The 25169-nt window shown below is 42.8% G+C and carries 27 protein-coding genes, 2 tRNA genes and 6 pseudogenes; 22 read left to right on the top strand and 13 right to left on the bottom strand.

The genetic code is table 11. From position 1 onward, the window contains the following. Positions 1-52 precede the first annotated feature (52 nt). Positions 53-208 (top strand): annotated as a pseudogene (locus F988_RS14180) (IS982 family transposase); the annotation flags it as partial. Between the two features lie 66 nt (positions 209-274). Here the strand turns inward: F988_RS14180 and tnpB are convergent. Both tnpB and F988_RS15305 read right to left on the bottom strand, forming a co-directional pair. Next, the gene (gene tnpB, locus F988_RS00265) at positions 275-541 is read right to left on the bottom strand and encodes an IS66 family insertion sequence element accessory protein TnpB (RefSeq protein ID WP_004675270.1); all 267 of its coding nucleotides are present in this window, start codon (positions 539-541) and stop codon (positions 275-277) included. 571 nt (positions 542-1112) lie between these two features. Further along, positions 1113-1307: pseudogene (locus tag F988_RS15305) on the bottom strand (DoxX family protein); the annotation flags it as partial. Between the two features lie 103 nt (positions 1308-1410). On the opposite strand from F988_RS15305, the gene F988_RS00260 reads away from it, so the two are divergent. Further along, positions 1411-2049 carry a DedA family protein gene (locus tag F988_RS00260; protein WP_004675267.1) on the top strand — a complete coding sequence of 213 codons (639 nt, stop codon included), beginning with the start codon at positions 1411-1413 and terminating at the stop codon, positions 2047-2049. A gap of 12 nt (positions 2050-2061) precedes the next feature. Here F988_RS00260 and F988_RS00255 read toward each other — a convergent pair whose 3' ends face one another. The 5 genes from F988_RS00255 to F988_RS00235 form a co-directional block, all read right to left on the bottom strand. Further along, positions 2062-2652 carry a LysE family translocator gene (locus F988_RS00255; protein ID WP_010589290.1) on the bottom strand — a complete coding sequence of 197 codons (591 nt, stop codon included), beginning with the start codon at positions 2650-2652 and terminating at the stop codon, positions 2062-2064. Positions 2653-2861: 209 nt separating this feature from the next. Next, entirely contained in the window at positions 2862-3251 is a 390-nt protein-coding gene (locus F988_RS00250; protein WP_004680087.1) for a hypothetical protein, read from the bottom strand. A gap of 9 nt (positions 3252-3260) precedes the next feature. Continuing rightward, on the bottom strand, positions 3261-4103 hold the full coding sequence (locus F988_RS00245; protein ID WP_004680085.1) for a ParA family protein: 843 nt from the start codon (positions 4101-4103) through the stop codon (positions 3261-3263). A gap of 80 nt (positions 4104-4183) precedes the next feature. Next, positions 4184-4576 carry a SirB2 family protein gene (locus F988_RS00240; RefSeq protein WP_004680084.1) on the bottom strand — a complete coding sequence of 131 codons (393 nt, stop codon included), beginning with the start codon at positions 4574-4576 and terminating at the stop codon, positions 4184-4186. Positions 4577-4585: 9 nt separating this feature from the next. After that, on the bottom strand, positions 4586-4894 hold the full coding sequence (locus F988_RS00235; protein ID WP_004680083.1) for a BolA family protein: 309 nt from the start codon (positions 4892-4894) through the stop codon (positions 4586-4588). Between the two features lie 227 nt (positions 4895-5121). On the opposite strand from F988_RS00235, the gene F988_RS00230 reads away from it, so the two are divergent. The 3 genes and pseudogenes from F988_RS00230 to F988_RS14175 all read left to right on the top strand — a co-directional run. Next, positions 5122-5197, top strand: a tRNA-Gly gene (locus F988_RS00230). A gap of 44 nt (positions 5198-5241) precedes the next feature. Then, positions 5242-5317 (top strand) — tRNA-Gly (locus tag F988_RS00225). A 113-nt stretch (positions 5318-5430) separates the two neighbouring features. Further along, positions 5431-5547: pseudogene (locus tag F988_RS14175) on the top strand (transposase domain-containing protein); the annotation flags it as partial. Positions 5548-5652: 105 nt separating this feature from the next. Here the strand turns inward: F988_RS14175 and F988_RS00220 are convergent. Continuing rightward, on the bottom strand, positions 5653-6879 hold the full coding sequence (locus F988_RS00220; protein WP_171055697.1) for a DUF445 domain-containing protein: 1227 nt from the start codon (positions 6877-6879) through the stop codon (positions 5653-5655). A gap of 442 nt (positions 6880-7321) precedes the next feature. Between F988_RS00220 and guaA the strand changes: the two genes are divergently transcribed. From guaA to F988_RS00185, 8 genes and pseudogenes are all read left to right on the top strand, one after another. Beyond that, positions 7322-8890: a glutamine-hydrolyzing GMP synthase gene (guaA, locus tag F988_RS00210; protein ID WP_004680080.1), complete on the top strand. Its 1569-nt coding sequence runs from the start codon at positions 7322-7324 to the stop codon at positions 8888-8890. 57 nt (positions 8891-8947) lie between these two features. After that, the gene (locus F988_RS00205) at positions 8948-9727 is read left to right on the top strand and encodes an aminoglycoside nucleotidyltransferase ANT(3'')-IIc (protein WP_004680079.1); all 780 of its coding nucleotides are present in this window, start codon (positions 8948-8950) and stop codon (positions 9725-9727) included. Between the two features lie 229 nt (positions 9728-9956). Continuing rightward, entirely contained in the window at positions 9957-10484 is a 528-nt protein-coding gene (locus F988_RS00200) for a PadR family transcriptional regulator (protein WP_004680078.1), read from the top strand. A 33-nt stretch (positions 10485-10517) separates the two neighbouring features. Next, positions 10518-10823: a DUF3861 domain-containing protein gene (locus F988_RS00195; RefSeq protein WP_004680077.1), complete on the top strand. Its 306-nt coding sequence runs from the start codon at positions 10518-10520 to the stop codon at positions 10821-10823. Between the two features lie 2 nt (positions 10824-10825). Beyond that, positions 10826-11104, top strand: a pseudogene (locus F988_RS00190) (DUF2798 domain-containing protein). Between the two features lie 150 nt (positions 11105-11254). Then, positions 11255-11389 (top strand): annotated as a pseudogene (locus tag F988_RS15150) (hypothetical protein); the annotation flags it as partial. Beyond that, positions 11385-11607 (top strand): annotated as a pseudogene (locus F988_RS14165) (OsmC family protein); the annotation flags it as partial. The pseudogenes F988_RS15150 and F988_RS14165, both read left to right, overlap by 5 nt. A gap of 95 nt (positions 11608-11702) precedes the next feature. Next, on the top strand, positions 11703-12356 hold the full coding sequence (locus F988_RS00185; RefSeq protein ID WP_004680070.1) for a glutathione S-transferase family protein: 654 nt from the start codon (positions 11703-11705) through the stop codon (positions 12354-12356). Between the two features lie 57 nt (positions 12357-12413). On the opposite strand, the gene F988_RS00180 is transcribed toward F988_RS00185, so the two are convergent. The 5 genes from F988_RS00180 to F988_RS00160 all read right to left on the bottom strand — a co-directional run bounded on the left by F988_RS00180 (position 12414) and on the right by F988_RS00160 (position 17176). After that, complete coding sequence (locus tag F988_RS00180; RefSeq protein ID WP_004680067.1) at positions 12414-13016, bottom strand: SPOR domain-containing protein; 603 nt, start codon at positions 13014-13016, stop codon at positions 12414-12416. A gap of 193 nt (positions 13017-13209) precedes the next feature. Beyond that, positions 13210-15009 (bottom strand): arginine--tRNA ligase, encoded by a 1800-nt coding sequence (argS, locus tag F988_RS00175; protein WP_004680065.1) that lies wholly within the window; start codon positions 15007-15009, stop codon positions 13210-13212. Between the two features lie 101 nt (positions 15010-15110). After that, on the bottom strand, positions 15111-15914 hold the full coding sequence (znuB, locus tag F988_RS00170; protein ID WP_004674090.1) for a zinc ABC transporter permease subunit ZnuB: 804 nt from the start codon (positions 15912-15914) through the stop codon (positions 15111-15113). Between the two features lie 3 nt (positions 15915-15917). After that, positions 15918-16706, bottom strand: coding sequence for a zinc ABC transporter ATP-binding protein ZnuC (gene znuC / locus F988_RS00165; protein ID WP_004680063.1), 789 nt, complete (start codon positions 16704-16706; stop codon positions 15918-15920). Further along, a complete protein-coding gene (locus F988_RS00160; RefSeq protein ID WP_004680061.1) occupies positions 16679-17176 on the bottom strand; it encodes a transcriptional repressor in 498 nt (165 codons plus the stop codon). The genes znuC and F988_RS00160 overlap by 28 nt, the downstream gene beginning before the upstream one ends. A gap of 225 nt (positions 17177-17401) precedes the next feature. On the opposite strand from F988_RS00160, the gene F988_RS00155 reads away from it, so the two are divergent. The 9 genes from F988_RS00155 to atpD all read left to right on the top strand — a co-directional run bounded on the left by F988_RS00155 (position 17402) and on the right by atpD (position 25142). After that, the gene (locus F988_RS00155; protein WP_004674087.1) at positions 17402-18241 is read left to right on the top strand and encodes a metal ABC transporter solute-binding protein, Zn/Mn family; all 840 of its coding nucleotides are present in this window, start codon (positions 17402-17404) and stop codon (positions 18239-18241) included. Positions 18242-18411: 170 nt separating this feature from the next. Then, positions 18412-18810, top strand: coding sequence for an ATP synthase subunit I (locus tag F988_RS00150; RefSeq protein ID WP_010589287.1), 399 nt, complete (start codon positions 18412-18414; stop codon positions 18808-18810). A gap of 100 nt (positions 18811-18910) precedes the next feature. Next, a complete protein-coding gene (gene atpB / locus F988_RS00145) occupies positions 18911-19786 on the top strand; it encodes a F0F1 ATP synthase subunit A (protein ID WP_004680059.1) in 876 nt (291 codons plus the stop codon). A gap of 82 nt (positions 19787-19868) precedes the next feature. Further along, entirely contained in the window at positions 19869-20114 is a 246-nt protein-coding gene (gene atpE, locus F988_RS00140; protein WP_000424060.1) for a F0F1 ATP synthase subunit C, read from the top strand. Between the two features lie 39 nt (positions 20115-20153). After that, positions 20154-20624: a F0F1 ATP synthase subunit B gene (locus F988_RS00135; RefSeq protein ID WP_004680057.1), complete on the top strand. Its 471-nt coding sequence runs from the start codon at positions 20154-20156 to the stop codon at positions 20622-20624. Between the two features lie 11 nt (positions 20625-20635). Then, entirely contained in the window at positions 20636-21172 is a 537-nt protein-coding gene (locus F988_RS00130) for a F0F1 ATP synthase subunit delta (protein ID WP_004680055.1), read from the top strand. 42 nt (positions 21173-21214) lie between these two features. Further along, positions 21215-22759: a F0F1 ATP synthase subunit alpha gene (gene atpA / locus F988_RS00125; RefSeq protein WP_004656522.1), complete on the top strand. Its 1545-nt coding sequence runs from the start codon at positions 21215-21217 to the stop codon at positions 22757-22759. Positions 22760-22848: 89 nt separating this feature from the next. Then, positions 22849-23718, top strand: a complete 870-nt coding sequence (atpG, locus tag F988_RS00120) for a F0F1 ATP synthase subunit gamma (protein WP_004674080.1) — start codon at positions 22849-22851, stop codon at positions 23716-23718. A gap of 29 nt (positions 23719-23747) precedes the next feature. Then, entirely contained in the window at positions 23748-25142 is a 1395-nt protein-coding gene (gene atpD / locus F988_RS00115) for a F0F1 ATP synthase subunit beta (RefSeq protein WP_004680053.1), read from the top strand. Positions 25143-25169: the final 27 nt, after the last annotated feature.

The raw sequence follows: 25169 nt of genomic DNA, 5'->3' as shown, positions 1-25169 counted from the left end.
GACAGGCATTTAAATCAAAATTTAATCATGACAAAAAAACAATGATCTCAAAATGCCTATCGACACACAGCTTACAACACTTTTCTGCCTAATTGATGGTTTCTGCACTGATATTTCAGAGCAGGTTGAGCAATACATGCTCACTTGTGGCAAGATTAAACGTGTGCGTCAAAGTCAAATTTGTGCATCTGATGTGATTACATTACTCTATGCCTGAGGTCATGAGAAGAATGAAATAGAATGTTTGGAGAATAGCAGAATGTACCAAGCTAGTTTAGAGCATTGTGACCTCTTGCTGTCGTCCAATGCGTTGCCAGGGCAAACCCTGGATCACTGCCTGTAACTGTTCTGGGCTGAGAGCTACGGTTTCACCCTGGTGAACTTTAGCCCAGTGAAATTTGCCCTGTTCCAGCCGTCGGGCACATAGCCACATGCCCAGTCCATCATGTACCAGCACTTTCATGCGATGGTCACGTTTATTACAGAATAGGTAGGCACAATGCGGTTTGATGTAGCCAAAGGCTCTCAGCACCTGAGCCATGGCCGTATCCATACGTTTAAATTCAGCACAGTATGTTCTTCGTTTTTCGCAAGAGATGCGATGGATGTCTGGTTATTTGTAGTCATAAATTTAAGTCCCCACTTGTTTTTAAGTGGGGACTAAATTAAGGCTTATAGGACGAATTCATAAGGTGTGTTCAGCGGACGCTTACTGAGCATGCGCAACCTTTTGAATGTTGATTATCTCAACATCGGTTGGTTTATCCGAATAGCCGTAAAACCTCGGGGTTTAGCCCGAGGATATAAGGCTGCAATCCGCTAGTCCCCCTTGTGGGGATTAGCTAGGATTGCTAAAAACATTTGAATCTAGTAATCCATGTGCTATGATAATTACGTTGTATATTTTTAGTCAGCAGACTGATACAACACGAAAAAAACAGTTTTCCCCATTGTAATCCGTGCACTCTTTGCAATCCGAAAGGTAGGACTACATTGGAATAAGAAGCAGAGAACTATAGTATCTGTTTCGTGGCAGGACATTGCCATCTAGCAGTAGGAATCCCCGTCCTTTAGGTCGGGGAGGATGTCAAAGCGATGTGTATCTACCAAGTGAGGGGTAACAGTGCGGCAGGCACGCCCATTGATTCCATATATTGAGCGGTTGCGGCATAACCTTAACCTGTTAACTTGCCCCAACCTGTAATGACAAAAATATAGGCCATAAGGATACGGGCAATCAGCGTCACAATATTCTCAACGCATGGCTGCGTGACGATATTTTTTACAACGACATTCGGATTAAACATGATCAGCTCCACACTGTAAAGTTACCAATAATTTTGCTTTTTATACTGACTTTCCCTAAAGGCACTGCTAGGATTTAGCTCAAATTTATTGTATTTACATTTTATGGAACTCATTGATTTTATTCTGCACGTTGACGAACATCTTTTAGAGTTCATTACCAATTATGGCATATGGATTTATGCCATTCTATTTTTAATCATCTTTGTTGAAACTGGTTTGGTGGTGATGCCATTTTTACCAGGCGACAGCCTGCTGTTCGCTGCGGGTGCGCTGGCTGCGTCAACGGGTGCCATGGACCCATGGGCACTCGGTATTTTGCTGTTTATCGCAGCGGTATTGGGTGATACCGTCAATTACCATATTGGCCGCCACATTGGCCCGCGCGTATTTGAAATCAACTCACGTTTTATCAATCAGCAGCACTTGATCAACACCCAGCTGTTTTTTCAGCGTCATGGGGGAAAAACCATTATCTTTGCTCGTTTTGTGCCGTTTGCACGTACCTTTGCGCCTTTTGTTGCGGGTGCAGGCAGCATGAATTATAAGTTTTTCCTGACCTATAATGTGGTTGGCGCTTTCTGTTGGGTTGCCTCTTTTATTACCCTCGGCTATTTATTCGGAAATATGCCAATTGTGAAAGACAACTTCACCCACCTCATTTTTGGCATCATCATTATCAGTATCCTGCCAGGTGTGATTGGTTTTATTCGCCAGAAACTGGATAACCGTAAAGCACAATAATTCAATGTCTGCCTAGAAGAAACGAAAGATCATTGGCAACATACACATCAGCAGCAGCATGGCCGATCCTTTATATAAATGGTCGGCCTTGATTCCAACCAAGCTACCTGCCAGTAAGGCACGGCCAAACACCATCCAGAAGATTGAAAGAGGGATCAGTACCACACTGAATACCGCAAACACCAGAACTGTATTCTCTACCGAGTCCCATGTTTCACTGGGAAAAATTCCTGCCGCCAGCAGCAAGGTTTTAGGGTTTCGCAAGGCCGAGACAAACAACTCTGGCGTTCGGATATGTGGGTGATGCTGGTCATGTTTTTGCAGGTGTGAACTTTTCCATAAATGAAAGGCCAGCCATAACACATAAGCCACGCTGGCAACATGCAGAATGTGGGTGAGTGCTGGCCAGATGGGATGGAACAGATGGATAAAGAGTGCCCACAACCCGATGCTATAGACATAGCCCAACCATTCCATAGGAATAAACGGCAGGGTTTTCAACACACCTTGTTGATGGGTTGAACTGGCGAGCAGAGCATTGGTCGGCCCAGGAATCAATAACACCGCGATCATCGCAAAAACAAAAAACCAACTCTCAATCATAGACATACCGAATAACCCTACACGCCCGCCACCTTAAACGAATTTGGGACAAGAACACAAATTTTAGGATGTTGTCTGAGAGGAAAAATACGCAGGATCAGTGGTTTAAAATTTACAATATATTGATTCTATTAATTATTTATTGAAACATTTTGCTAAAATTTAGTTATATGTCACCGTGGCAAACCACGGTGATAGAAGATCAACACTTATGATTTTGGACGTTGCTTCACAATAATTGGACAACCCTTGAACCGTGCCGCCTGCACAATGGCATCCTGCTGTCCAAGCACATTGGCAAGCTCGGTATTCTTGGTGTTCATGGACTGCCCCATATTAACCGAGATGGATGGACCAAAACCCCATCCGCCTTTGCCCCAGCCACCACCAAGTCCAACACCCACGCCCACACCTGTACGTTTTGGTGTCTGCACGCCATTATCAATATACTGCTGGATACGGTTGTACTCTGCCTGCAACTGCTGGCAATTGAGCGACTGGTACTGAGTGGGTGACACGTAGGCTGGTTTAACCGTCGATGCACAGGCACCCAACAACATACTCGCTGCCAACACAGGCATCCAATATAAGCGTTTCATAAGATTCTCTTATTTCTTTGACTCAATCTCATTGAACAGCGTGACATAAGCGACGGTCAATTTATGTTCAGATGCCAAATGAATCAAGGGTAAATTCTTCTGATGTGATTCTTTCATCAATACTGACGGCGGCAACATGCTTTCCAGCACAGGCAAACCTTCATCTTTTAATTGCTGAACCACTTCACGGGGAAGTTTTGCCTGAGACTGGAACTGATTGACCACAATCCCTTCAATCTCCAAGCGATTATTATGATCATCTTGGGTTTCGATCACATTTTCAATCAAAGTTTGTAACGCACGCTTTGAGAACACATCGCAGTCAAATGGAATCAGCACACGGTCTGCTGAAATTAATGCTGATAAGGTAAAAAAGTTAAATGCTGGCGGTGTATCAATAAAGATACGGTCATAGCGGGCGCTGAGAGCCTGAATTGAGTCACGTAATTTATAAATCTTGTGCTTGCTCTCCAGCGCATGCTCCAAAGCACCAAGACTTGGGCTTGCAGGAATCACATCTAAGTTTTCAAAAGAGGTTCGATGAACGTAACTTTCTAAACCCTTACCACGTGGTGCTTTCAAAATTGAACCAATTGCGTTACCAATCAAGCCCTTTTGCTGCGTGCTTCCCAAAATATCTTCAAAGAAATTTTCAATGTTTGGCTCTAATGCTGCTTTATCAGCAGAATAGGTGGCATCTTCACCCAAAAGGTACTGGCTTGAATTTGCTTGTGGATCAAGATCAATCACCAAAGTTCTTAAACCTTGCTTAGCACTAATTGCAGCTAAGTTGACTGTAATACTTGATTTCCCTACACCACCTTTTTGGTTAAATACCACACGAGTTAACATGATTTCCCTCTACAAGATTTTTGTAAACTGCACGCAGTTTAACCTAGTGAAAAAACAATTACTAAAACAATGTCAAAAAATTACGCAAAAATTGGTTTAATGATGACCAGCCCCAGAATCCCCACCAGCGCCACCGTACCGATCAATAAACCAGCACGCCGCTGCACCAACAAGATACTGTCATCTTTGTTGTAGGTTTTGATCAGGGAAGACCACAACACAAAAAATAGAATGATCTTGGCATAAAACCATGGCTGTACATCAAAGTTATTCATAAACAGTAGAACCGCACCCGTCACAATAATTAGGGTGAGGGATAGATGCTGTAATGCCACAAAGCCTTTACGTGCATGGTGGTTGGGCTGCTGTTCCCTGACACCCATATATAGGGTTGCCGCACGGGTAAAAAACACCAGAATCAATAGACTTACAGCCGACATATGAACAATTTTAGTGAGTAAATGTGCGTCCATGATTGATCCTTAGTTTTTTGGTGCATGCGCACATTCAGGGCTTGCAGGTGCCTGCCCCTGCCATTCCGTCGGAATATAGGCGTGAATTGCCAGTGCGTGAATCTGCCCAGGACTCATCAACCCTGCCGCAACGGCATAGATCTTTTGATGGCGCTGTACCAGACGCAGCGCCTGAAACTCTTCACTCACCACAATCACCTTAAAGTGGGATTCCTTGCCTGGGAAATATCCCCCATGCCCTGCCGACTCATTGATCACCTCAAGATGGATGGGTGCCAAGGTTTGTAAACGTTCAATCAACTGTTGTTCTAAATTCATCGGTCACTCTGTCAGGTCAGATTGAGATAGCTGCCAAGTATACATGACTGAAAGTGGTGGGTCTGTTGAGATTTCACAGCGACTTCGATGTCTGAATTACCCAATCCTGAGTAAAAGTGCATTTTTCTTGGTTTTTAGGCTGAAAATGCTTTTATTTTATGCAATTAAGCAATTTCTTTGCATAAAGTTATTGACCGTTGTTTTGCTTAATGTATTATAGCTGGCACGCGGGAATAGCTCAGTTGGTAGAGCATAACCTTGCCAAGGTTGGGGTCGCGAGTTCGAGTCTCGTTTCCCGCTCCAGATTGGTTTTTTAAGTGTAAGTTTTAGTAAAAACTGCTCAATATGCGGGAATAGCTCAGTTGGTAGAGCATAACCTTGCCAAGGTTGGGGTCGCGAGTTCGAGTCTCGTTTCCCGCTCCAAATTTAAAAGGCCCTAGTCGAAAGATTAGGGCTTTTTTTTGTTATTGATTTTACTATATTTTTTGAAAGCTCTTCTTCTTTCGCTATTCGATTCAATTAAAAATGGGGGTATTACCAATGGACTGGATCCGTATGTCTATTTAAGTAATGTGCTGAAAAGGTTGCCGAAGCATAAAGTGACCCAGATTGAAGAATTGCTACCACACCGCTGGAAATCCGACCAAAATTAAAAGTAGGCATGGGGTTCAGCGGGCGCTTACGATGCTCATTAACTTTTTAATCATAAAAAACAGGGAGCCAATTGCTCCCTATTTTTAATTGTACGGATTTTAGATTTACAGCATAAAGTGGATCTGCATTTCCCCAACAAGGAAACCCAGCACCGCGCCCACAATGATCAACGACCATTCATCTTCTTTAAATGCAGGGCGGAGCATCCCTTCGAATTCTTCAGGGCTTAAGCGCTGCATTCTTTCGACCAACGTATTGCGGACATTCATCGCATCTTCGGCATAAGACTCTACATAACGCATGGTTTCTGGCAGTTGCTGTAAAATACGTTCAGCCACTTCGCTCTTAAGGTTTTGATATTTTTCACCGCCAATCGCATACACCACCAGTGGACGAACAATACCTGCTTGTAGATCAATTTCTTGTTTCACATGGCGACTGACGAGTTCGATGACTTTATCTGAATTGGTTCCAGAAAAAAGCTCTTCCATCATATTACGGGATGTGAGTAATTGTTTAGAAATGAGCGCTGCATAGTCTGCCGCGACTTCATTTTGACGCTTGATGAACAAACCTTGCCATGTGTAGCCCAAAATCTTCTTTGGGTACAATGGTCTAAACATCATTTGTAAAGCCATCCAGTCACTGAAAAAGCCGACAAAGCCACCAAACATTGGCAGCATCCAAGGATATTTTCCTTGAGTGACCACCCAACACAACATTTGCACTACACCAATAGCGAAACCAAAAATAAAGCCCACATTACTAAAGAATTTAAATTCTTGTTTGCCGACTTTTTTGAAAATTTCGTTGAGAAGACGCTTATCTTTGAGGAGATTGCTAATCACCATGTGTTTGATGTCAAAGTATTTGATCACATCTTTTTGCACTTCGCCCATGATATGTTCAACAATCTCAGGGGCTTTGGCCTGAACCCGTTTAATCAATTTTTGACGGGCAAACTCTGGCATGCCTTCCCATAAACCAGGCTGATATTGCTGTGCAACTTCGCGAGTAATATCCTCAGCAGAGGCCATTAACGGCTTTTCAATTTCCTGGGCGATACGCTTGGGATCAAGTCTGGCGAAAATTTCCTGTGGTTGAATCAACTTTGAGGTCATCAACTCAACAGCAATGGTTGCCATCTTCTCAGCCTTGCGGGGAACAATCCCTTGCCATCCAATTGGAAGACCAAATAACCTTAATCCCTTAAATTCAAGTGGTGCAAACATCATTTGAATTGCAATCACTTTGGTCACATAGCCAATAAAGCCACTAATAAATGGGATCGAAATATATAACCAGAAATTCTGTTGAAAATCCGCAATCATTTCTTGAAACATTATTGTATTGGTCCTTCAAGTCCTAATTGTTGCTCATGATAGGGCAAGCCATAGATGATAGTGAAATATTTTAGAATATTGACTGAGCCAATATCTTTTAGGCTTTTAGTTACCTTTTTATTTTCCTCTTTCCAAGGATAGTGCAGTCGCACAAAAAGGAAACGATGATGCCGACTGCATACCTTTCCGTGGTAATGCATATTTTCGACTCATCATCTTAGCACCAATTTTTGCTTTTTGTTGATCGCAATCAGCAAGAATTGTTGATTTAATTCTCTTTTTCAACACGTGCTTGGGGAATTTTAGTTTAAATATCAGTCGTAATTGATCATACATGCTAAAAAATAAGATAGATGATGAATTGCGGTGCGCCAAAGTGTGAAAAATGTTAGAATATGGCGCTTAATTCATTTGCCTTTAATGTTTAGCCATGACGACCAATACTCAAATTACTGAAGATCGTATCCTTATTTTGGATTTCGGCTCTCAATATAGCCAGCTCATTGCACGTCGTGTACGTGAAGCGGGTGTCTATTCTGAAATGTATGCATTCGATATGTCTGAAGCAGACATTCGTGCGTTTAATCCGAAGGGGATTATTTTATCAGGTGGCCCTGAAAGCGTACATGAAGAAGGAAGCCCACGCGCACCACAAGTTGTATTTGAATTAGGCGTACCAGTGTTGGGTATCTGTTATGGTTTGCAAACCATGTCTGAACAACTTGGCGGTAAAGTAGAGCCAGGTACAGTACATGAGTTTGGTTATGCAGAAGTAGATATTCTAGTACGTGATCAATTGATTGGTAACTTGCAAGATCGTGAAAACCAACTTCATGTTTGGATGAGCCATGGCGATAAAGTCAGTGCCATTCCAGAAGGCTTCCAAGTGACTGCGAGTACACCAAGCTGCCCGTTCGCTGCGGTGAGTGATGAAGCACGTCGTTTCTATGGTGTTCAGTTCCATCCAGAAGTGACTCACACTGCAAAAGGTGCTGAATTACTGTCTAACTTTGTACATCAGATTTGTGGTTGCCGCGGTCTGTGGACGCCTGAACACATTATCGATTTACGTGTAGAACAGTTACGCGCACAAATTGGTGATGAAAAAGTTCTGTTAGGTCTTTCTGGTGGTGTGGATTCTTCGGTTGTTGCCGCATTGTTGCATAAGGCGATTGGTGACCAATTAACGTGTGTGTTTGTGGACAATGGCCTGCTTCGTTTAAACGAAGGTGAACAAGTAATGGACATGTTTGCGAAAAACATGGGTATCCGTGTGATTCGTGCAGATGCTGAACAGCGTTTCTTAACAGCGTTAGCGGGTGAAGTTGATCCTGAGAAAAAACGTAAAATTATTGGTCGTGAATTCATCGAAGTATTTGCTGAAGAAGCACGTAAACTTGATGGCGTGAACTTCCTTGCTCAAGGTACGATTTACCCAGACGTGATTGAATCTGCTGCCACTAAAAATGGTAAAGCACATGTGATTAAATCACATCATAACGTGGGTGGTTTACCTGATGATTTAGCTTTTGAATTGGTTGAACCAATTCGTGATTTGTTTAAAGATGAAGTCCGTCGTTTAGGTACAACTTTAGGTTTACCACATGAAATGCTTTATCGTCATCCATTCCCAGGTCCAGGTTTGGGCGTGCGTATTTTGGGTGAAGTGAAGAAAGAATACGCTGATATTCTTCGTCTTGCAGATGACATCTTTATGCAAGAACTTCGTGACAGCGGCTGGTACGATAAAACTGCTCAAGCATTTGCGGTCTTCCAACCGGTGAAATCAGTCGGTGTTGTCGGTGATGGTCGTCGTTATGCTTGGGTGATTGCACTTCGTGCGGTTGAAACTGTTGACTTTATGACAGCCCGTTTTGCGCACTTGCCATATGAACTGGTTGATAAAATCTCAACCCGTATCATGAACGAAATTAAAGATGTTTCACGTGTTGTGTACGACGTGTCATCTAAACCACCAGCAACGATTGAGTGGGAATAAGACCAAGGGCAGGATGAAAATCCTGCCTTTTTTATGCGATTAGCAAAGAGGTAAAGCATGTCCGAAACCTTGCAACTGGAACAGTTAACAGGATATTTACAGCAGCTTTTGGGTGAATCTCTCTTTGCCATTTATCTATATGGATCAGCTGTTGATGGCGGGCTAGGTCCAGAAAGTGATCTGGATATTTTGGTTGTGGTGAGTCAAGCACTGACACTTCCGCAACGACAGCAACTGGCAGAAACCTTATTACAAATTTCGCATCCGATTGGTGCTGCGCAACGTGCACTTGAAGTCACCATCGTACGCAAAGACCATATTCTTTCGGGAAGTTATCCACTCAGCTATGAACTACAGTTTGGGGAATGGTTGCGGGATGAGTTAAGCCAAGGCGATATGCTTAGCGAACATGCAGACCCAGATCTGAGTATTTTACTGAAGAAAGCACAACTACATCATCGTAGCTTGTTTGGACCAAGTTTGACGCAGTGGTCAGTTGAAATTCCGGATCAGCAACTCTGGCAGGCGATGGCAGATACCTATCCATCGATAGTGGCACATTGGGATGAAGATGCGGATGAGCGTAACCAGATTCTGGCCTTATGCCGTATTTATTTTAGTTTGGTGACGAATGAGATTGCGCCTAAAGATCAGGCTGCGCAATGGGTGATTGCTCAGTTACAACCGCAACATCAGCCTGTTTTGCAGCGAATGGTGCAAGAATATAAAGGTGAGATTGAAAAGCAAAACTGGCAACAACAGCATCATGCTTTACAGCCTGTTGTTGATTTCCTGTCTTCAAAAATTGATGAACGGTTTAAACAGAAAAAAGTTTGATCAAATAATAAGATTTGAAAAAATGAATCTTATTGGAAGTAAAGTCTATTGTTAAAGAGTGCTGATGCACTCTTTTTTATTACTTAATCTTTCTGAAGATCTATTTAAAAAAATAAATAAATTATTCAGTATCAAAAGCTTAAAAATTAAAGATATATCTTAACTTGCTATAAGACTATTTAAGATATATCTTAATATGCATAAATTGTGCAATATGAGAAAAATAAAGATGAGACATCAATCAAATCATCATGAAAGCGAACGTGATACACATCATCGAGAGCATCACCGTTCAGGTCGTCGCGGTCGCTTATTTGAATCAGGACGTATGAAGCTGTTAGTACTGCATTTAATTCAGCAAAGTCCCAAACATGGCTATGAAATTATTAAAGAAATTAGTGATTTAGTGGGTGATGGCTATATACCAAGTGCAGGAACAATTTACCCAACTCTCACCAGTTTAGAAGAAATGAACTGTATTTCTTTACTCGATGCCGAGCGTAAACAATACCAAGTCACTGAATATGGCGAAACGTACCTGAAAGATCAGCAAGAAATGTTGACAGCTTTATTGGAAAAACTACGGATTAGACGTGAAATCCACAACAACGATCAACTGATAGAGATCCATCGAGCAATGGAAAATCTAAAAACAGCATTACGATTAAAACTCAATATCGCCGATCTACAGCAAGAACAAATTTATCAAATTGCTGAAAAGATTGATCAAGCCGCCATTGCGATTGGACGTTTATAAACACCTTATCCAATATTAATTTAGAGAAAACTTATGAAACAACATCAATACCATGTCACCGTACAACATTTAAAAGATGCGAAAGGACAAGCGTCAACTTATACCGAACGTTTAGAGTTTTATACTGGAAATCATGATGATATTTTTCAGATCGTTGGGCGTTTGAAAAAAGCTGAGTTGTTCGATGATCAAACCACAAAATCTTTTGCGGTGGGGCTAAAACTTTTTAGTGAAGTGATGCTGGAAAATAAAGATCATCCACTATTCGAAGAATTCTTGCCGCAGTTCGGTCAATTTATGAAGAATCTAAAGCAACATGTAAAGAAACAGGCTGAATGAGTATGGGGACAAATGGCATGCAACAAACAAAGAAGACTTTCTTTACTAAATTACCCGCAAAATATGCTGCTTGGATTATGCCATTATTATGATCGGGGCTGATGAGCGCAACATTATCATTGATGAACTTACTAATGAATGTTGGGCTAATAGATGGATTCGCAACGAAGTGGCTGTCAACATGGCTGTTTTCATGGTTGATTGCCTATCCTGTGGTGCTTGTTTTCTTGCCATTGGTGCGACGCCTAACGAGTCTGATTGTGGAGATGCCACTTCACTGAGCGAAAGAATGCTGCTTATCAGTCCTGAGTCAGGATTGTCCCATGCATAACACTCTGCGTATTACCAAAAGACTATATTGAATACTGTTGATATTGTTAAGATCAATAAAACAACTCATTGCACTAGCATAGGTTAAAGAGAGTAATATCATGACTAATAATAACGATTACGATATTTCTGATTCAAAAGATTATAAAACTTATATCAATCAATTTATTCAAAAATTCACCATTCGCTCAGCTGAGATTGGTAAGGGTACAATCATTAAACGCGCGTTACCTACGGATGTATGCCAAGCATAAGGATATGGATTTGGGCGAGTTTAGCGTTGAGGTTGACTTCCATACCAATCGTGAACAACAGGAACGGATTGAACGTCGGGTAATATTTAAACAACCTATTTCACAATTACTTAAAAGAAAAACTTCTTAATGTGTGTAGTAAAACGCCCATCACTAAAACTTTGTTACGCAGTTTAGACATAGAGACCGTGATTATTTAAGACTAAAATGCTATTGTGCTTGGGCAAATCATAATTCTAAACGTAACTGTGAGAGGGATTCATACAGCAGTTGCGTAGACAAAGCAGGCACAAAAATGATTACCTTACATTACCTACAATGTTCACGTTCGTTCCGTATATTGTGGGCATTAGAAGAACTTGGTATGGATTATCAAGTTGAGTATTATCAAAGAACATCCAGCTATGCAGCCCCAGAAAATTTAAAGAACATCCATCCACTGGGAAAAGCACCTATTCTGGTCGATAATGAAGAGGTTATTGTAGAATCTGCTGTTATTTTGGATTATTTGCAACAGCAGTATGATGGGCAGCAAAAATTTAAACCAGAACAAGCAAAAGACCAGCGCCAGTATTCCTACTGGATGCATTATGCAGAGGGGTCACTGATGCCCTTGCTGGTTATGACACTGGTCATGAATAGTGTGAGTAAGCATGTGCCCTGGGTCATCCGTCCAATTGCACAGAAGATCACGGATGGAGTAAAGTCAGGCTTCGTGCGTCCGCGAGTGAAAGAGCATATTCTCTATCTGGAGCAGTATTTGGGAGAGCATGATTATTTTGCTGGAGCTTTTTCTTTTGCAGATATTCAAATGGCATTTCCATTGATTGCGATTCAAAATCGACTACACGGGAAATATCCCAACATTCAGGCTTTTGTACAACGCGTGCAACAACGTTCAGCATTTCAACGCGCTGAGCAAAAAAGTTTAAATTCTCAGTGTGCATAGCATGCAAGGAAATAAAAAAAGGGGAACCAATCGTTCCCTTTTTTTAGTCGATATGGTTTAGCGCTTGATGACGATTGAATCAATACCACTATGTTGTAGCGTTTGCTGAGCAGCAAGGGCAGCATCTTGACTATCATAAGGACCAGAAAACACGCGATACCATGTTTGGCCATTTTCCACTGTTTTCACGACATCAGCAGATAAACCATTCAAAATAATTTCTGCACGACGCGCATCAGCACTGTCAGGATCAGGATAGCTACGTACTTGTAAAATATAGCTTGCTTGAGCTGGCACTGCTGGCTCAGTCGAAGTAATCGCTGTTGCATCTTCTGTCGTAGTTTCAGGTTTTGGTGATTCAATAATCACGACATTACCTTGTTGTTTGGTTTCAGGTACAGCTTGTTCAGGGATTGGAGTAACTTGTTGTTGTGGCAACAAATCGTAGAAACGATAATCTTTGTTGGTATCTTCTTGATAATGATCGGATGTTACCTGATTTTTTGCTGGAACAGGTTGCCATGGTTGCCATAGCATGAGCATGACACCAACACATAGAATCGCAAGAATCGCCACAAGCATTCCCAACCACTTTGGAATAAGTGGTTTTTTTGGCTTGTTTGGTCGTTCAGATACACCACGTTGCGTTTTTCCAAACACCTGAAATTCCTCTTGATTCTATTGGATTATTTGTAACTTGAATCTGGCTAAAAACAAAGCATTATGTTTGAAAATAATGCTTTGCTTAAGATATCGCCGACCAATGATAGGCTAAGTTTAAAAGTAGATCCGTATAGTGTTGTTAACAACAATATTTCAGATTCAAACTTTTTATTGCAACTGTGTGTATTGATTACATCGCTTCAGGAGCAGATACACCAAGTAACTCTAAGCCATTACGTAAAACTTGCTGTACATTAATTGAAAGCAATAAACGCGCTTGTGATAAAGGAATATTTGTTTCATCAACAAATTTAACGCCATCTTGCGCATACCATCCATGAAATAGCGCAGCTAAGTCTTTTAGATAATTACCAATTTGATGTGGTTCGTAGACATTTGCAGCACGAATCAAAATTTCAGGATAAGCTGCTAATTTAGCGAGAATCTCTGTTTCAGTCTCTAAAACTAAGAGATTAGCAACTTGGCGAGCAGATGCGACATCAAATGTAATGCCTTTCTCTTTCGCACGATTCAAAATACTATTTACACGTGCATGAGCATACTGAATGTAGTACACCGCATTGTCTTTGCTTTGAGAAACGGCAAGGTCTAAATCAAAGTCGATATGTTGTTCAGATTTACGCATCACGTAGTAGAAGCGTGCCGCATCATTACCCACTTCTTTACGTAGATCACGTAAAGTCACGAATTGACCTGAACGAGATGACATTTGTACCATCTCGCCACCACGCCATAAACTCACGAATTGAACTAAAAGAACAGTCAGTTTCTTAGAGTCGTAACCCATTGCATCAATCGCAGCTTTTACACGTGAAATATAACCGTGGTGATCTGAACCCCAAATATCAATCAGGTCAGTATAACCACGTTGTAGTTTATTCAAATGGTAAGCAATGTCAGATGCAAAATAAGTGGTTTGACCATTACGACGTTTGACCACACGGTCTTTCTCATCGCCAAATTCAGTTGATTTAAACCAAATATTGCCATCTTTTTCATAGAGAAAGCCACGTTGATCAAGCGTCGCAAGTGCTTCATCAATTTTTTCGGTTAGCGAAGCTTCGCTAAACCATTCATCAAAAGTCACCCCAAAGTCAGCAAGGTCATCTTTGATATCATCCAAAATGGCATGTAAAGCCGCTTGGTGAAATACGCGATAACCCGCACCTAACTGTTGTTGTGAATTGGCGATTAAGCCATCAATATGTTTTTCTTTATCACCAGACAAAATAACTTTATTGCCTTCGGCATCGAGTTCTTCAGCATACTGCACATCTTCTGGTACATCTTTATAGACATCGGCCACTGGGCGAACGTGTGCATCGCCATCTTTATCAATAATGCTTTGTGCGATTTCTTTAACATAGTCGCCTTGATAGGCATTTTTAGGGAAAACAAGCGTTTGCCCAGTCAATTCTAAATAACGTAAATAAGTTGAGGTTGCCAAAATATCCATTTGGCGACCTGCATCATTGACATAGTACTCACGGTCAACTTGTGCACCTGTTGCTTCCAAAAGATTCGCAACAGTCATGCCGTAAGCTGCACCACGACCATGTCCCACATGCAGACTAGATGTTGGGTTTGCAGAAACAAATTCGACTTGGATTTTTTTAGCTGCATTGGCTTGGCTGCGGCCATATTGGTCTTTCTGTACCTGAATCTGGTCAAGCACAGCAAAGCGCTGGTCTGCGTTTAAAAAGAAGTTGATAAAACCAGGACCTGCGATTTCTGCTTTTGTAATGTCAGCGACTTCAGGCAGTGCTGATAAGATTTTTTCAGCTAGGTCACGTGGTTTCATACCAGCAGCTTTAGAGCCGATCATGGCAATATTGGAGGCGAAGTCACCGTGACTTCGGTCTTTGGTACGGGTTAAATGGCTCGTATTGGTCCAATCGGAAGGAAGTACCCCTTGTTGTTGAAGGGATTGTACCGCATGATCAAGCGCTGATTGTATTGCCGTATTCATAGTTACCGAAATAAGTGTCGCGGAAAAACGCTAAATATAGCAAATTTTGTCGCGTTAACCAAATTGGCAAGAGATTCATTCAAACTGCAATCGGTTAAATGTTATGAGGAACGTGAACTCAGTTTCTGTCCAATAAAAATAATGGCAAAACAAAGCGCCATACACAATACAATACTTAAACCTGTGGCAATGTTGAGCGCCGCACTTGACCACAGCCCAACTGTAACGCCAAATTGTGCCAGTATGAATGCCCAGATCACCATCTGTTTAGGAGAGTGTGCCAGCAAACGAGCACTAAGCGCAGGAATCACCAGTAGCGCACCCATCAGTAGTGAACCCACGGCACGTAATGCCAGTACAGTAAACAAGGCCAGCAACAGCATGAAAACCAGGCGTTGCCAGTTGGCATTGACTCCCTCGCTCATGGCAATGTCGGGATCAATGGCAATCTGGATTTGTGCCGACCATGAACGGTAAAGCACCACAAGGGCGCTGATGATCACGATTGCAAAGATAGGTAAATCGGCCCATTCAATACTGAGCAGGTCACCAAACAGATAACTTAACAGTTCTGGACGTAAGCTCGGTACTTGCTGGATTAATAACAGGCCTGAGCAAAGCAGGGTTGCTGAACACAAGGCGAGCAGGGCATCGTTCGGTAAACGTGAGTCGTGCAAAACCCATAGAATGGCAACCAGCAATGCCGCCAGACAGCCAACACCCAGCCAGAAAGGTAAATGCAGAATACCTGCAACCGCGACACCGAGCAGTGTGCCATGCGCCATGGTGTCTGCAAAAAAGGACATTCTACGCCATAGCATTAAACAACCCAGTGGCGCAGTTAAAAATACCAACAATGTGCCCATGATCCAAGCGGGTAACAGTAGTTGTAACCATTCCATCATGGCTTAGACCTTTGGTTCAGGGTGAATGTGTGGGCGTGGATCATGAGAACAGGGTTCCGCATGATCGCTATGTCCACAATGATTGTGATGGTGCTGATAGAACATCCGTTGCGTACCAAAAATCGCTTGGTATTCAGGATGCTGCTGAATGCTTTCAGGTAAACCACTACAACAAATATGTTTATTTAAACAGACCACACGGTGTGTACCCTGCATCACCCATTGTAAATCATGTGAAACCATCAATACCGCACAACCATAGCGCTCGGGCAAACTACGCACATAGTCATACAGCTCTGCCTCAGATTGAATATCCAGACCCTGCATCGGTTCGTCCAGCACCAGAATGTCTGGCTGGCGTAACAGGGCGCGTGCCAGTAATACCCGCTGCCGTTCACCGCCTGAAAGTTGTTGTACTTTTGAAGAATGTAATTTTTGAATGCCCGTATCCCGGACAATTTCTTCGCGTAAATCTGCGGCACAAATTTCTAAATCCAGTAAATCTTGAACCCGTAATGGAAGACTGGCGGATGGATTAAACTTTTGTGGGACGTAGGCCATTTTAAGCTTTTTGGAAAAATGAACCTTGCCTTTATTGGGTGGCATGATGCCAAGCAAGACCTTGATCAGGGTGGACTTGCCAGCACCATTTGGACCAATCAACGTCACAATCTCTTTTGCCTGTAAGGCAAAATCAACATTGCGTAAAATATCCCGTTCATCACGCCGAATCGAGATGTTCTCCAACTGGATCAGTGGAGGAGTTATTGGGGCAGAGTGCACTGGTGACATTTTCCAGAAATTTCAATAATGCTGTGTTGAGCAGAAAATTGGTCAGAGGTGGCAAGCTGATCCAGTTGCTGAATCAAGCCCTGTGCCGATGCCTCCTTAACCGAGTGGCATTCGGTACAAATCAGGAATGCGGCCTGATGCCCCTCACGTGGATGACAGCAGGGAATATAGGCATTAATTGAGGTTAGTCGATGGATTAAGCCTTTCTCCAGTAAGAAGTCTAAAGTTCGATAAACTGTAGGTGGGGCAGCAGGGCGGTCTGCCTGCCCCTTGATTTTTGCCAGGAGGTCATAGGCGCCCATTGGGGCAGAGGCATTTAAGATGAGTTCAAGCACTTCTTTACGCAAAGGTGTCAGGCGAGCGCCCGCGGCAGTGCATAAAATCTCTGCTTCGGCAAGTCGCGCCTTAATATCGTGATGACCGTGAACACCGTGTAAAGCATTGTCATGTTCGTGTGAACAAGAACTCATAAATTGACCTCATTGTTTTTGTAGGGCCTATTGATATTTCGACTATATATAACCTGTGTCGCAGGTGTACCAACAGACGCACTATCATATCATGCAATTCATCTATAACGATCTATATTAAATGGACTGGGTAATAGATAGTGTGATGAATCCTGAAAATAGACATAGGTATTTTTTAACTTTTGTTATATTATAACATGATTCGCTTTCTTGAGTAATCCTGTGATGTTGCGCCTTTCTCTTCTGGTCTTGTTGTCAATGTTGAGCACATGGGGCTGGACACAAAGTTTAGTGGTTTCAACACATCCCATTTACCTGATTGCAAAAGAAGTCACCGATGGTGTGGAAGAACCAGTACTGTTGCTGGGTGACCAGACAGGCCATGATGTACAGCTTACTCCAGCCCATCGCAAGGCAATACAGGATGCTTCATTGGTGTTATGGCTTGGTAAAGTGCATGAAGCACCTCTGGACAAGCTGCTCAGTCAGAACCGCAAGGCAATTGCACTGCTGGATTCGGGTATTCTGACCACATTGCCACAACGCAACTTGCGTGGGGCTGCACTGTCGAACACTGTGGACAGTCATGTATGGCTCGATCCCAACAATGCAGTGCGGATCGCTTTCTTTATTGCGACCTTGCGTTCACAGCAATATCCAGAAAACAAGGCGAAATATCTGGCCAATGCCAAGGACTTTGCCCAGCAGATGCTACAGGCATCCCAGCAATATGAAAGTTCGAGTAAATCCAAACCCTACTGGTCTTATCATGATGCCTATCAGTATCTGGAGCGGGCGCTGAACCTGAAGTTTGCAGGGGCATTAACCGATGATCCACATATTGCACCGACTGCTGCCCAGATTAAATATCTCATGGACAATCGGCCTAAAGCACAAATGTGCCTATTGGCTGAAACATCTGCCAGCAGCAGCCAGTATCGAAAATTGAACCCAGTGGTTTTCCAGCCCGTGGATGAAAGCATGCGTGGTGAGGACAATTTTGTAACAGCTTGGAAAAAATTGGCTTCAAAAACCGATAAATGCGTATTAAGTACACAAAATTGATGAAAAAAATAAAAACCAATTGACTCTATCGTCAAAAAATGGGCTAACGAAAAAAACAGACTTAAGTCGAGAAAAGATTGCATGTTCAGGGGTGTAACTCTATAATGCCTGCGATTCAAAACAATCATGATTAAAACTTGTCAAGCAGTTATGCTGTAAGTGGGTAAAAAATGAGCCGAACTAGTCGCTTGATTGACCGACGATTAGCAAAAGCTTTGGTCTTCTTACAGGCGTGCATGATTCCTGTGGCAGCGTTGCTGGCATGGTTGATAAAAGACACCACTGCGGCCCTGAGTGCTGCGCTTGGGGCACTGGTTTGTTGGTTGGCGCATTGTTATTTTGCCTGGCAGTCGTTTAGGACAGCTGGGGCACGGGCGTCAAGACAGGTCATGCTGAATATGTATCGGGGAATGCTCGGTAAGTTTGCAATTGTGATTGTGGGTTTTATTTTAATTTTGAGCAATGTCAAACCGTTGTCAGCGGTAGCATTGTTTTGTGGGTTTATCCTCGTTCAGGCTATGTCGTGGGTTGCACCATTCTGGGTGTCACGTCTTCAGCAACGAGAATGAAACACATTTTTGAGATTTTTGGAAGAGGGTACGAGATTTTTGCAGTTCGCAGGATTCGTTCCGCTTCTTTTTAATGATTGACATTGACCAGGTGTGATTTATGGCTGCTGAAGAACATGCCCTGACTTCGACCGAGTATATCAAGCATCACTTGACCAATATGACCTATGGCAAAATGCCTGATGGTACATGGAAATTGGCTGAGACTGCTGAAGAAGCTCAATCGATGGGGTTCACTGCAATTCACTTGGATTCAATGGGTTGGTCTATCGGACTTGGTGTTATTTTCTGTTTGTTGTTCTGGATAGTTGCGAAAGCTGCAAATGCTGGCGTTCCAACTAAATTCCAATCTGCAATCGAAATGATTATCGAGTTTGTGGACTCAAGTGTTCGTGATACTTTCCACGGCAAATCGCGTTTAATTGCTCCTTTATCATTGACCATCTTCGTGTGGATTTTCCTCATGAACGCAATGGACTTGATTCCTGTAGACTGGATTCCTTATCTAGCTCAACAGATTGGTGCAAGCGTGTTTGGTATGGACCCTCACCACGTGTATTTCAAGGTTGTTCCATCTACAGATCCTAACATTACCCTTGGTATGTCATTGTCTGTATTTGCACTAATCTTGTTCTATAGTATTCGTGAAAAAGGGATCGGCGGTTTCGTCGGTGAATTGGCACTTAACCCATTTAACCCAAGTAACCCAGTTGCAAAAGCGTTATTGATTCCAGTGAACTTGATTTTGGAATTAGTAACTTTTCTTGCTCGACCAGTTTCGTTGGCTCTACGACTGTTCGGTAACATGTATGCGGGTGAGTTAATCTTCATCTTAATCGCGTTATTACCGTTCTGGATTCAATGGGCGTTATCTGTGCCTTGGGCTATTTTCCACATTCTTGTAATCACGTTGCAAGCATTCATCTTTATGATGCTGACCATCGTTTACTTGAGCATGGCAAGCGAAAAGCATTAATGGTATTGCCTAATTATCAATCGATGGTTAGGCTTAAATTTTAGTTTAATTTGGTAATAACCTAACCTCTGAGGAATTTTTCATGGAACTCACTTTAGGTCTAGTTGCAATTGCATCTGCTATCTTGATCGCTTTCGGTGCTTTAGGTACTGCGATTGGTTTTGGTCTTTTAGGTGGCCGCTTCTTAGAAGCTGTTGCTCGTCAACCAGAATTGGCTCCACAACTTCAAACTCGTATGTTCTTAATTGCGGGTCTTCTTGATGCTGTGCCTATGATCGGTGTTGGTATTGGCTTGTTCTTCATCTTCGCTAATCCATTTGTAGGTTAATAGCTTAATTCCTAAATCCACATATTGAGGAATAGCGAAATGAATATCAACCTCACATTGATTGGTCAAGCGATTGCATTTGCGTTCTTTGTCGCATTCTGCATGAAGTTTGTTTGGCCACCACTAATCAATGCGATTAGTGAGCGTCAGCGTAAAATCGCTGATGGCTTAAATGCTGCTGAAAAAGCAAAAGCTGACCTTGCTGATGCGCAAGCACAAGTTAAGGCAGAATTAGACGCAGCAAAAGCACAAGCGGCTCAATTGATCGAACAAGCGAACCGTCGTGCAGCGCAATTGGTCGAAGAAGCGCGTACCCAAGCATCTGCTGAAGGTGAGCGTATTCGTCAACAGGCGAAAGAAACTGTTGATCAAGACATCAATGCTGCTCGCGAAGAATTACGTCAACAAGTTGCTGCCTTGGCAGTTGCTGGTGCAGAAAAAATTCTGAACCAACAAGTTGACGCAGAAGCTCATAATGCCATGCTGAATCAGCTGGCTGCTAAACTTTAAGCGAGGGAAATATGGCTGAACTCTTGACGTTGGCACGCCCATACGCTAAAGCAGCGTTTGCTTATGCATCTGAGCAGAATGCAACTGACACTTGGTCAAATGCATTACAATTGCTCAGTGCTGCGGTGCAAGATGAAGCATTTTCCGCTTATTTAAATCGTCCTGAATTGACTCCTGCGGAGCAAGTTGGTCTGTTTACAAAAGTTTTAGGTGAAGATCAATCAGCAGCGCTGTCTAATTTTCTGACACTGCTTGCTGAAAATGATCGTATTATCTTATTGCCTGAAATTGCAACAGAATACGAACAACTTAAATCGCAGAATAACAACTCATTGGAAGTAGAAATTGAATCTGCTTTTCCAATGGATGCGAGACAAGAGCATATTTTAGCTCATGCGCTTGAAAAACGTTTTAACAGAACTGTACATGTGACTGTTAACGTTAATCCAGCGTTAATCGCAGGGGTTGTGATTCGTGCAGGCGACCAAGTGATAGATGACTCTGCGCTTAACAAGCTTGAAAAAATGCGGACTCGTCTTCTTGCCTAACAGCAAAAAGACTGAACTTAAAAAAGATTGAGGAATAGCGCAATGCAACAACTGAATCCATCCGAGATCAGTGCGCTCATTAAACAGCGTATCGGCGATCTGGACACCAGCGCGACCGCGAAGAACGAAGGTACCATCGTCATGGTATCTGACGGTATCGTGCGTATTCACGGTCTTGCGGATGCAATGTACGGTGAAATGATCGAATTCGACGGCGGCTTATTTGGTATGGCACTGAACCTAGAACAGGATTCAGTGGGTGCCGTTGTTTTAGGTAACTACCTAAGCCTGCAAGAAGGTCAAAAAGCTCGCTGTACTGGTCGCGTATTAGAAGTTCCAGTTGGTCCTGAACTTCTTGGCCGTGTCGTAGATGCTTTAGGTAACCCAATTGATGGCAAAGGCCCAATTGATGCAAAATTAACTGATGCTGTTGAAAAAGTGGCACCAGGTGTAATTTGGCGTCAATCAGTGGACGAACCCGTTCAAACTGGTTATAAGTCAGTTGATACCATGATCCCTGTAGGTCGTGGTCAACGTGAGTTGATCATTGGTGACCGCCAAACTGGTAAAACAGCAATGGCGATCGATGCGATCATCGCTCAGAAAAACTCTGGCATTAAATGTGTATATGTTGCGATTGGTCAAAAACAATCAACAATTGCAAACGTGGTACGTAAGCTAGAAGAAACTGGTGCTATGGCGTATACAACTGTTGTCGCAGCTGCGGCAGCTGATCCTGCAGCTATGCAGTATTTAGCTCCGTACTCAGGTTGTACAATGGGTGAATACTTCCGTGACCGCGGTGAAGATGCGTTAATTATTTATGATGATTTGTCTAAGCAAGCTGTTGCTTACCGTCAAATTTCATTGTTATTACGTCGTCCACCAGGTCGTGAAGCGTATCCAGGTGACGTATTCTATCTTCACTCACGTCTTCTTGAGCGTGCTTCGCGCGTTTCAGCTGACTATGTTGAGAAGTTCACGAACGGTGCAGTAACTGGCCAAACTGGTTCTTTAACTGCGTTGCCGATCATTGAAACTCAAGCGGGTGACGTATCTGCATTCGTACCAACCAACGTAATTTCGATTACTGACGGTCAGATCTTCTTAGAAACATCATTATTCAACGCAGGTATTCGTCCTGCAGTGAACGCGGGTATCTCTGTATCGCGTGTTGGTGGTTCTGCTCAAACTAAGATCATCAAAAAATTGTCTGGTGGTATCCGTACTGCTTTAGCACAATACCGTGAATTGGCTGCGTTTGCTCAGTTTGCTTCTGATCTTGATGAAGCAACGCGTAAGCAACTTGAGCATGGTCAACGTGTAACTGAGTTAATGAAGCAAAAACAATATGCTCCATACTCAATTGCTGACCAAGCTGTTTCTGTATATGCATCTAACGAAGGCTACATGGCTGACGTAGAAGTGAAGAAAATCGTAGACTTTGATGCTGCGTTAATCTCTTACTTCCGTTCTGAACATGCTGCGTTAATGCAACAGATCGATGAAACTGGTGATTACAACAAAGACATCGAAGCAGCATTCAAAGCAGGTATTGAGAGCTTCAAAGCGACTCAAACTTACTAATTTTAGCAATAGCTAAAACTTTAGTTAAGTTTGGTTCACGGATCAACCTTCGGAAGCTCGAAAGGGCTTTCGAATACTAGGTTAAGCGTATGGCAAATTTAAAAGAAATTCGCGCCAAAGTAGCTAGTATCAAGAGCACGCAAAAGATTACTCGCGCGATGCAAATGGTAGCTGCTTCTAAAATGCGTCGTGCGCAAGAGCGCATGGCTCAAGGCCGTCCGTATGCCGATAATATGCGCCGTGTAATTGCTCACTTAGTTCAAGCAAACCCTGAATACAAACACCGTTATATGGTTGACCGCCCAGTTAAGCGTGTTGGCTATATCGTAGTGTCTTCAGATCGTGGCTTGGCGGGTGGCTTGAACATTAACTTGTTCAAGAAAGTTGTGCAGCATGTCAAAGCACAACAACAGCAGTCAATTGAAGTTGAATTTGCTTTGATTGGTCAAAAAGCGGTTTCGTTTTTTAAGAATTACGGCGGTAAAGTGCTTGGTGCAACGACCCAACTTGGCGACGCGCCGAGTTTGGAGCAGTTAACTGGCTCTGTACAAGTTATGCTTGATGCATTTGATAAAGGTGAATTAGATCGTATCTACCTCGTTTCAAATGGTTTCGTCAATGCAATGACTCAACAGCCTAAAGTAGAACAACTTGTTCCTTTAGCACCAGCGCAAGCAGGCGATGATCTCAACCGTACTTATGGTTGGGACTATATCTACGAACCAGAAGCAGAAGTATTGTTGAATGGTTTGTTGGTTCGCTATATCGAGTCTATGGTTTATCAAGGTGTGATTGAAAACGTTGCATGTGAGCAGTCAGCTCGTATGGTCGCGATGAAAGCGGCGACAGACAACGCAGGACAATTGATTAAAGACCTACAGCTCATTTACAACAAGCTGCGTCAAGCCGCGATTACTCAGGAAATTTCCGAGATCGTTGGCGGTGCCGCTGCCGTTTAACATTATTAGTTTGAATTGAGGAGACAGCAATGAGTAGCGGTCGTATCATTCAGATCATCGGCGCGGTTATCGACGTCGAGTTTGAGCGCAATAGCGTTCCTAAGATCTATGACGCTCTCCAAGTTGATGGTACTGAAACTACACTAGAAGTTCAGCAACAGCTTGGCGATGGTGTTGTTCGTACCATCGCAATGGGTTCTACAGAAGGTCTTAAACGTGGTCTTAATGTAACCAGTACAAATGCACCGATTTCTGTTCCAGTTGGACCAGCTACGCTTGGTCGTATCATGGACGTTTTAGGTCGCCCTATTGATGAAGCAGGTCCTGTAGCGACTGAAGCGCGTTTGCCAATTCACCGTCAAGCGCCTTCTTATGCTGAACAAGCAGCTTCTACTGATCTTTTAGAAACAGGTATTAAAGTCATCGACTTGCTTTGCCCGTTCGCAAAAGGTGGTAAAGTTGGTTTATTCGGTGGTGCGGGTGTTGGTAAAACCGTTAACATGATGGAGTTGATCAACAACATCGCGAAAGCACACTCAGGTTTATCTGTGTTTGCTGGTGTTGGTGAGCGTACTCGTGAAGGTAACGACTTCTATCACGAAATGAAAGATTCTAACGTTCTTGACAAAGTAGCAATGGTCTACGGTCAGATGAACGAGCCACCAGGTAACCGTTTACGCGTAGCGTTAACTGGTTTGACGATGGCTGAATACTTCCGTGATGAAAAAGACGAAAATGGTAAAGGTCGTGACGTATTATTATTCGTCGACAACATCTACCGTTATACACTTGCAGGTACTGAAGTATCAGCATTGTTAGGTCGTATGCCATCTGCGGTAGGTTACCAACCGACACTTGCAGAAGAAATGGGTGTTCTTCAAGAGCGTATTACGTCTACTAAGTCTGGTTCGATCACATCGATCCAAGCTGTATACGTACCTGCGGATGACTTGACTGACCCATCACCTGCAACAACGTTTGCTCACTTAGATGCAACAGTAGTATTGAGCCGTGATATCGCATCTTCTGGTATTTACCCAGCGATCGATCCACTTGACTCAACTTCACGTCAGTTAGACCCATTGGTTGTTGGTCAAGAGCATTATGAAATTGCACGTTCTGTACAGAACGTATTGCAACGTTATAAAGAGCTTAAAGACATCATCGCAATCTTGGGTATGGACGAGTTAGCAGAAGAAGATAAATTGGTTGTTTACCGTGCGCGTAAAATCCAACGTTTCTTCTCTCAACCATTCCACGTAGCTGAAGTGTTTACTGGTGCTCCTGGTAAATTAGTACCACTTAAAGAAACGATTCGTGGCTTTAAAGGTCTATTAGCTGGTGAATACGATCACATTCCAGAACAAGCGTTCTATATGGTTGGTGGTATTGACGAAGTGATTGCTAAAGCCGAGAAACTTTAATTAGCAACTCTAATTTAAGGAGATTCT

The sequence above is a fragment of the Acinetobacter parvus DSM 16617 = CIP 108168 genome, from assembly GCF_000368025.1.
Classification (GTDB): Bacteria; Pseudomonadota; Gammaproteobacteria; order Pseudomonadales; family Moraxellaceae; genus Acinetobacter; species Acinetobacter parvus.
The sequence above is the reverse complement of the archived record's forward strand: the minus strand, read 5'-3'. Positions and strand labels throughout refer to the sequence as shown.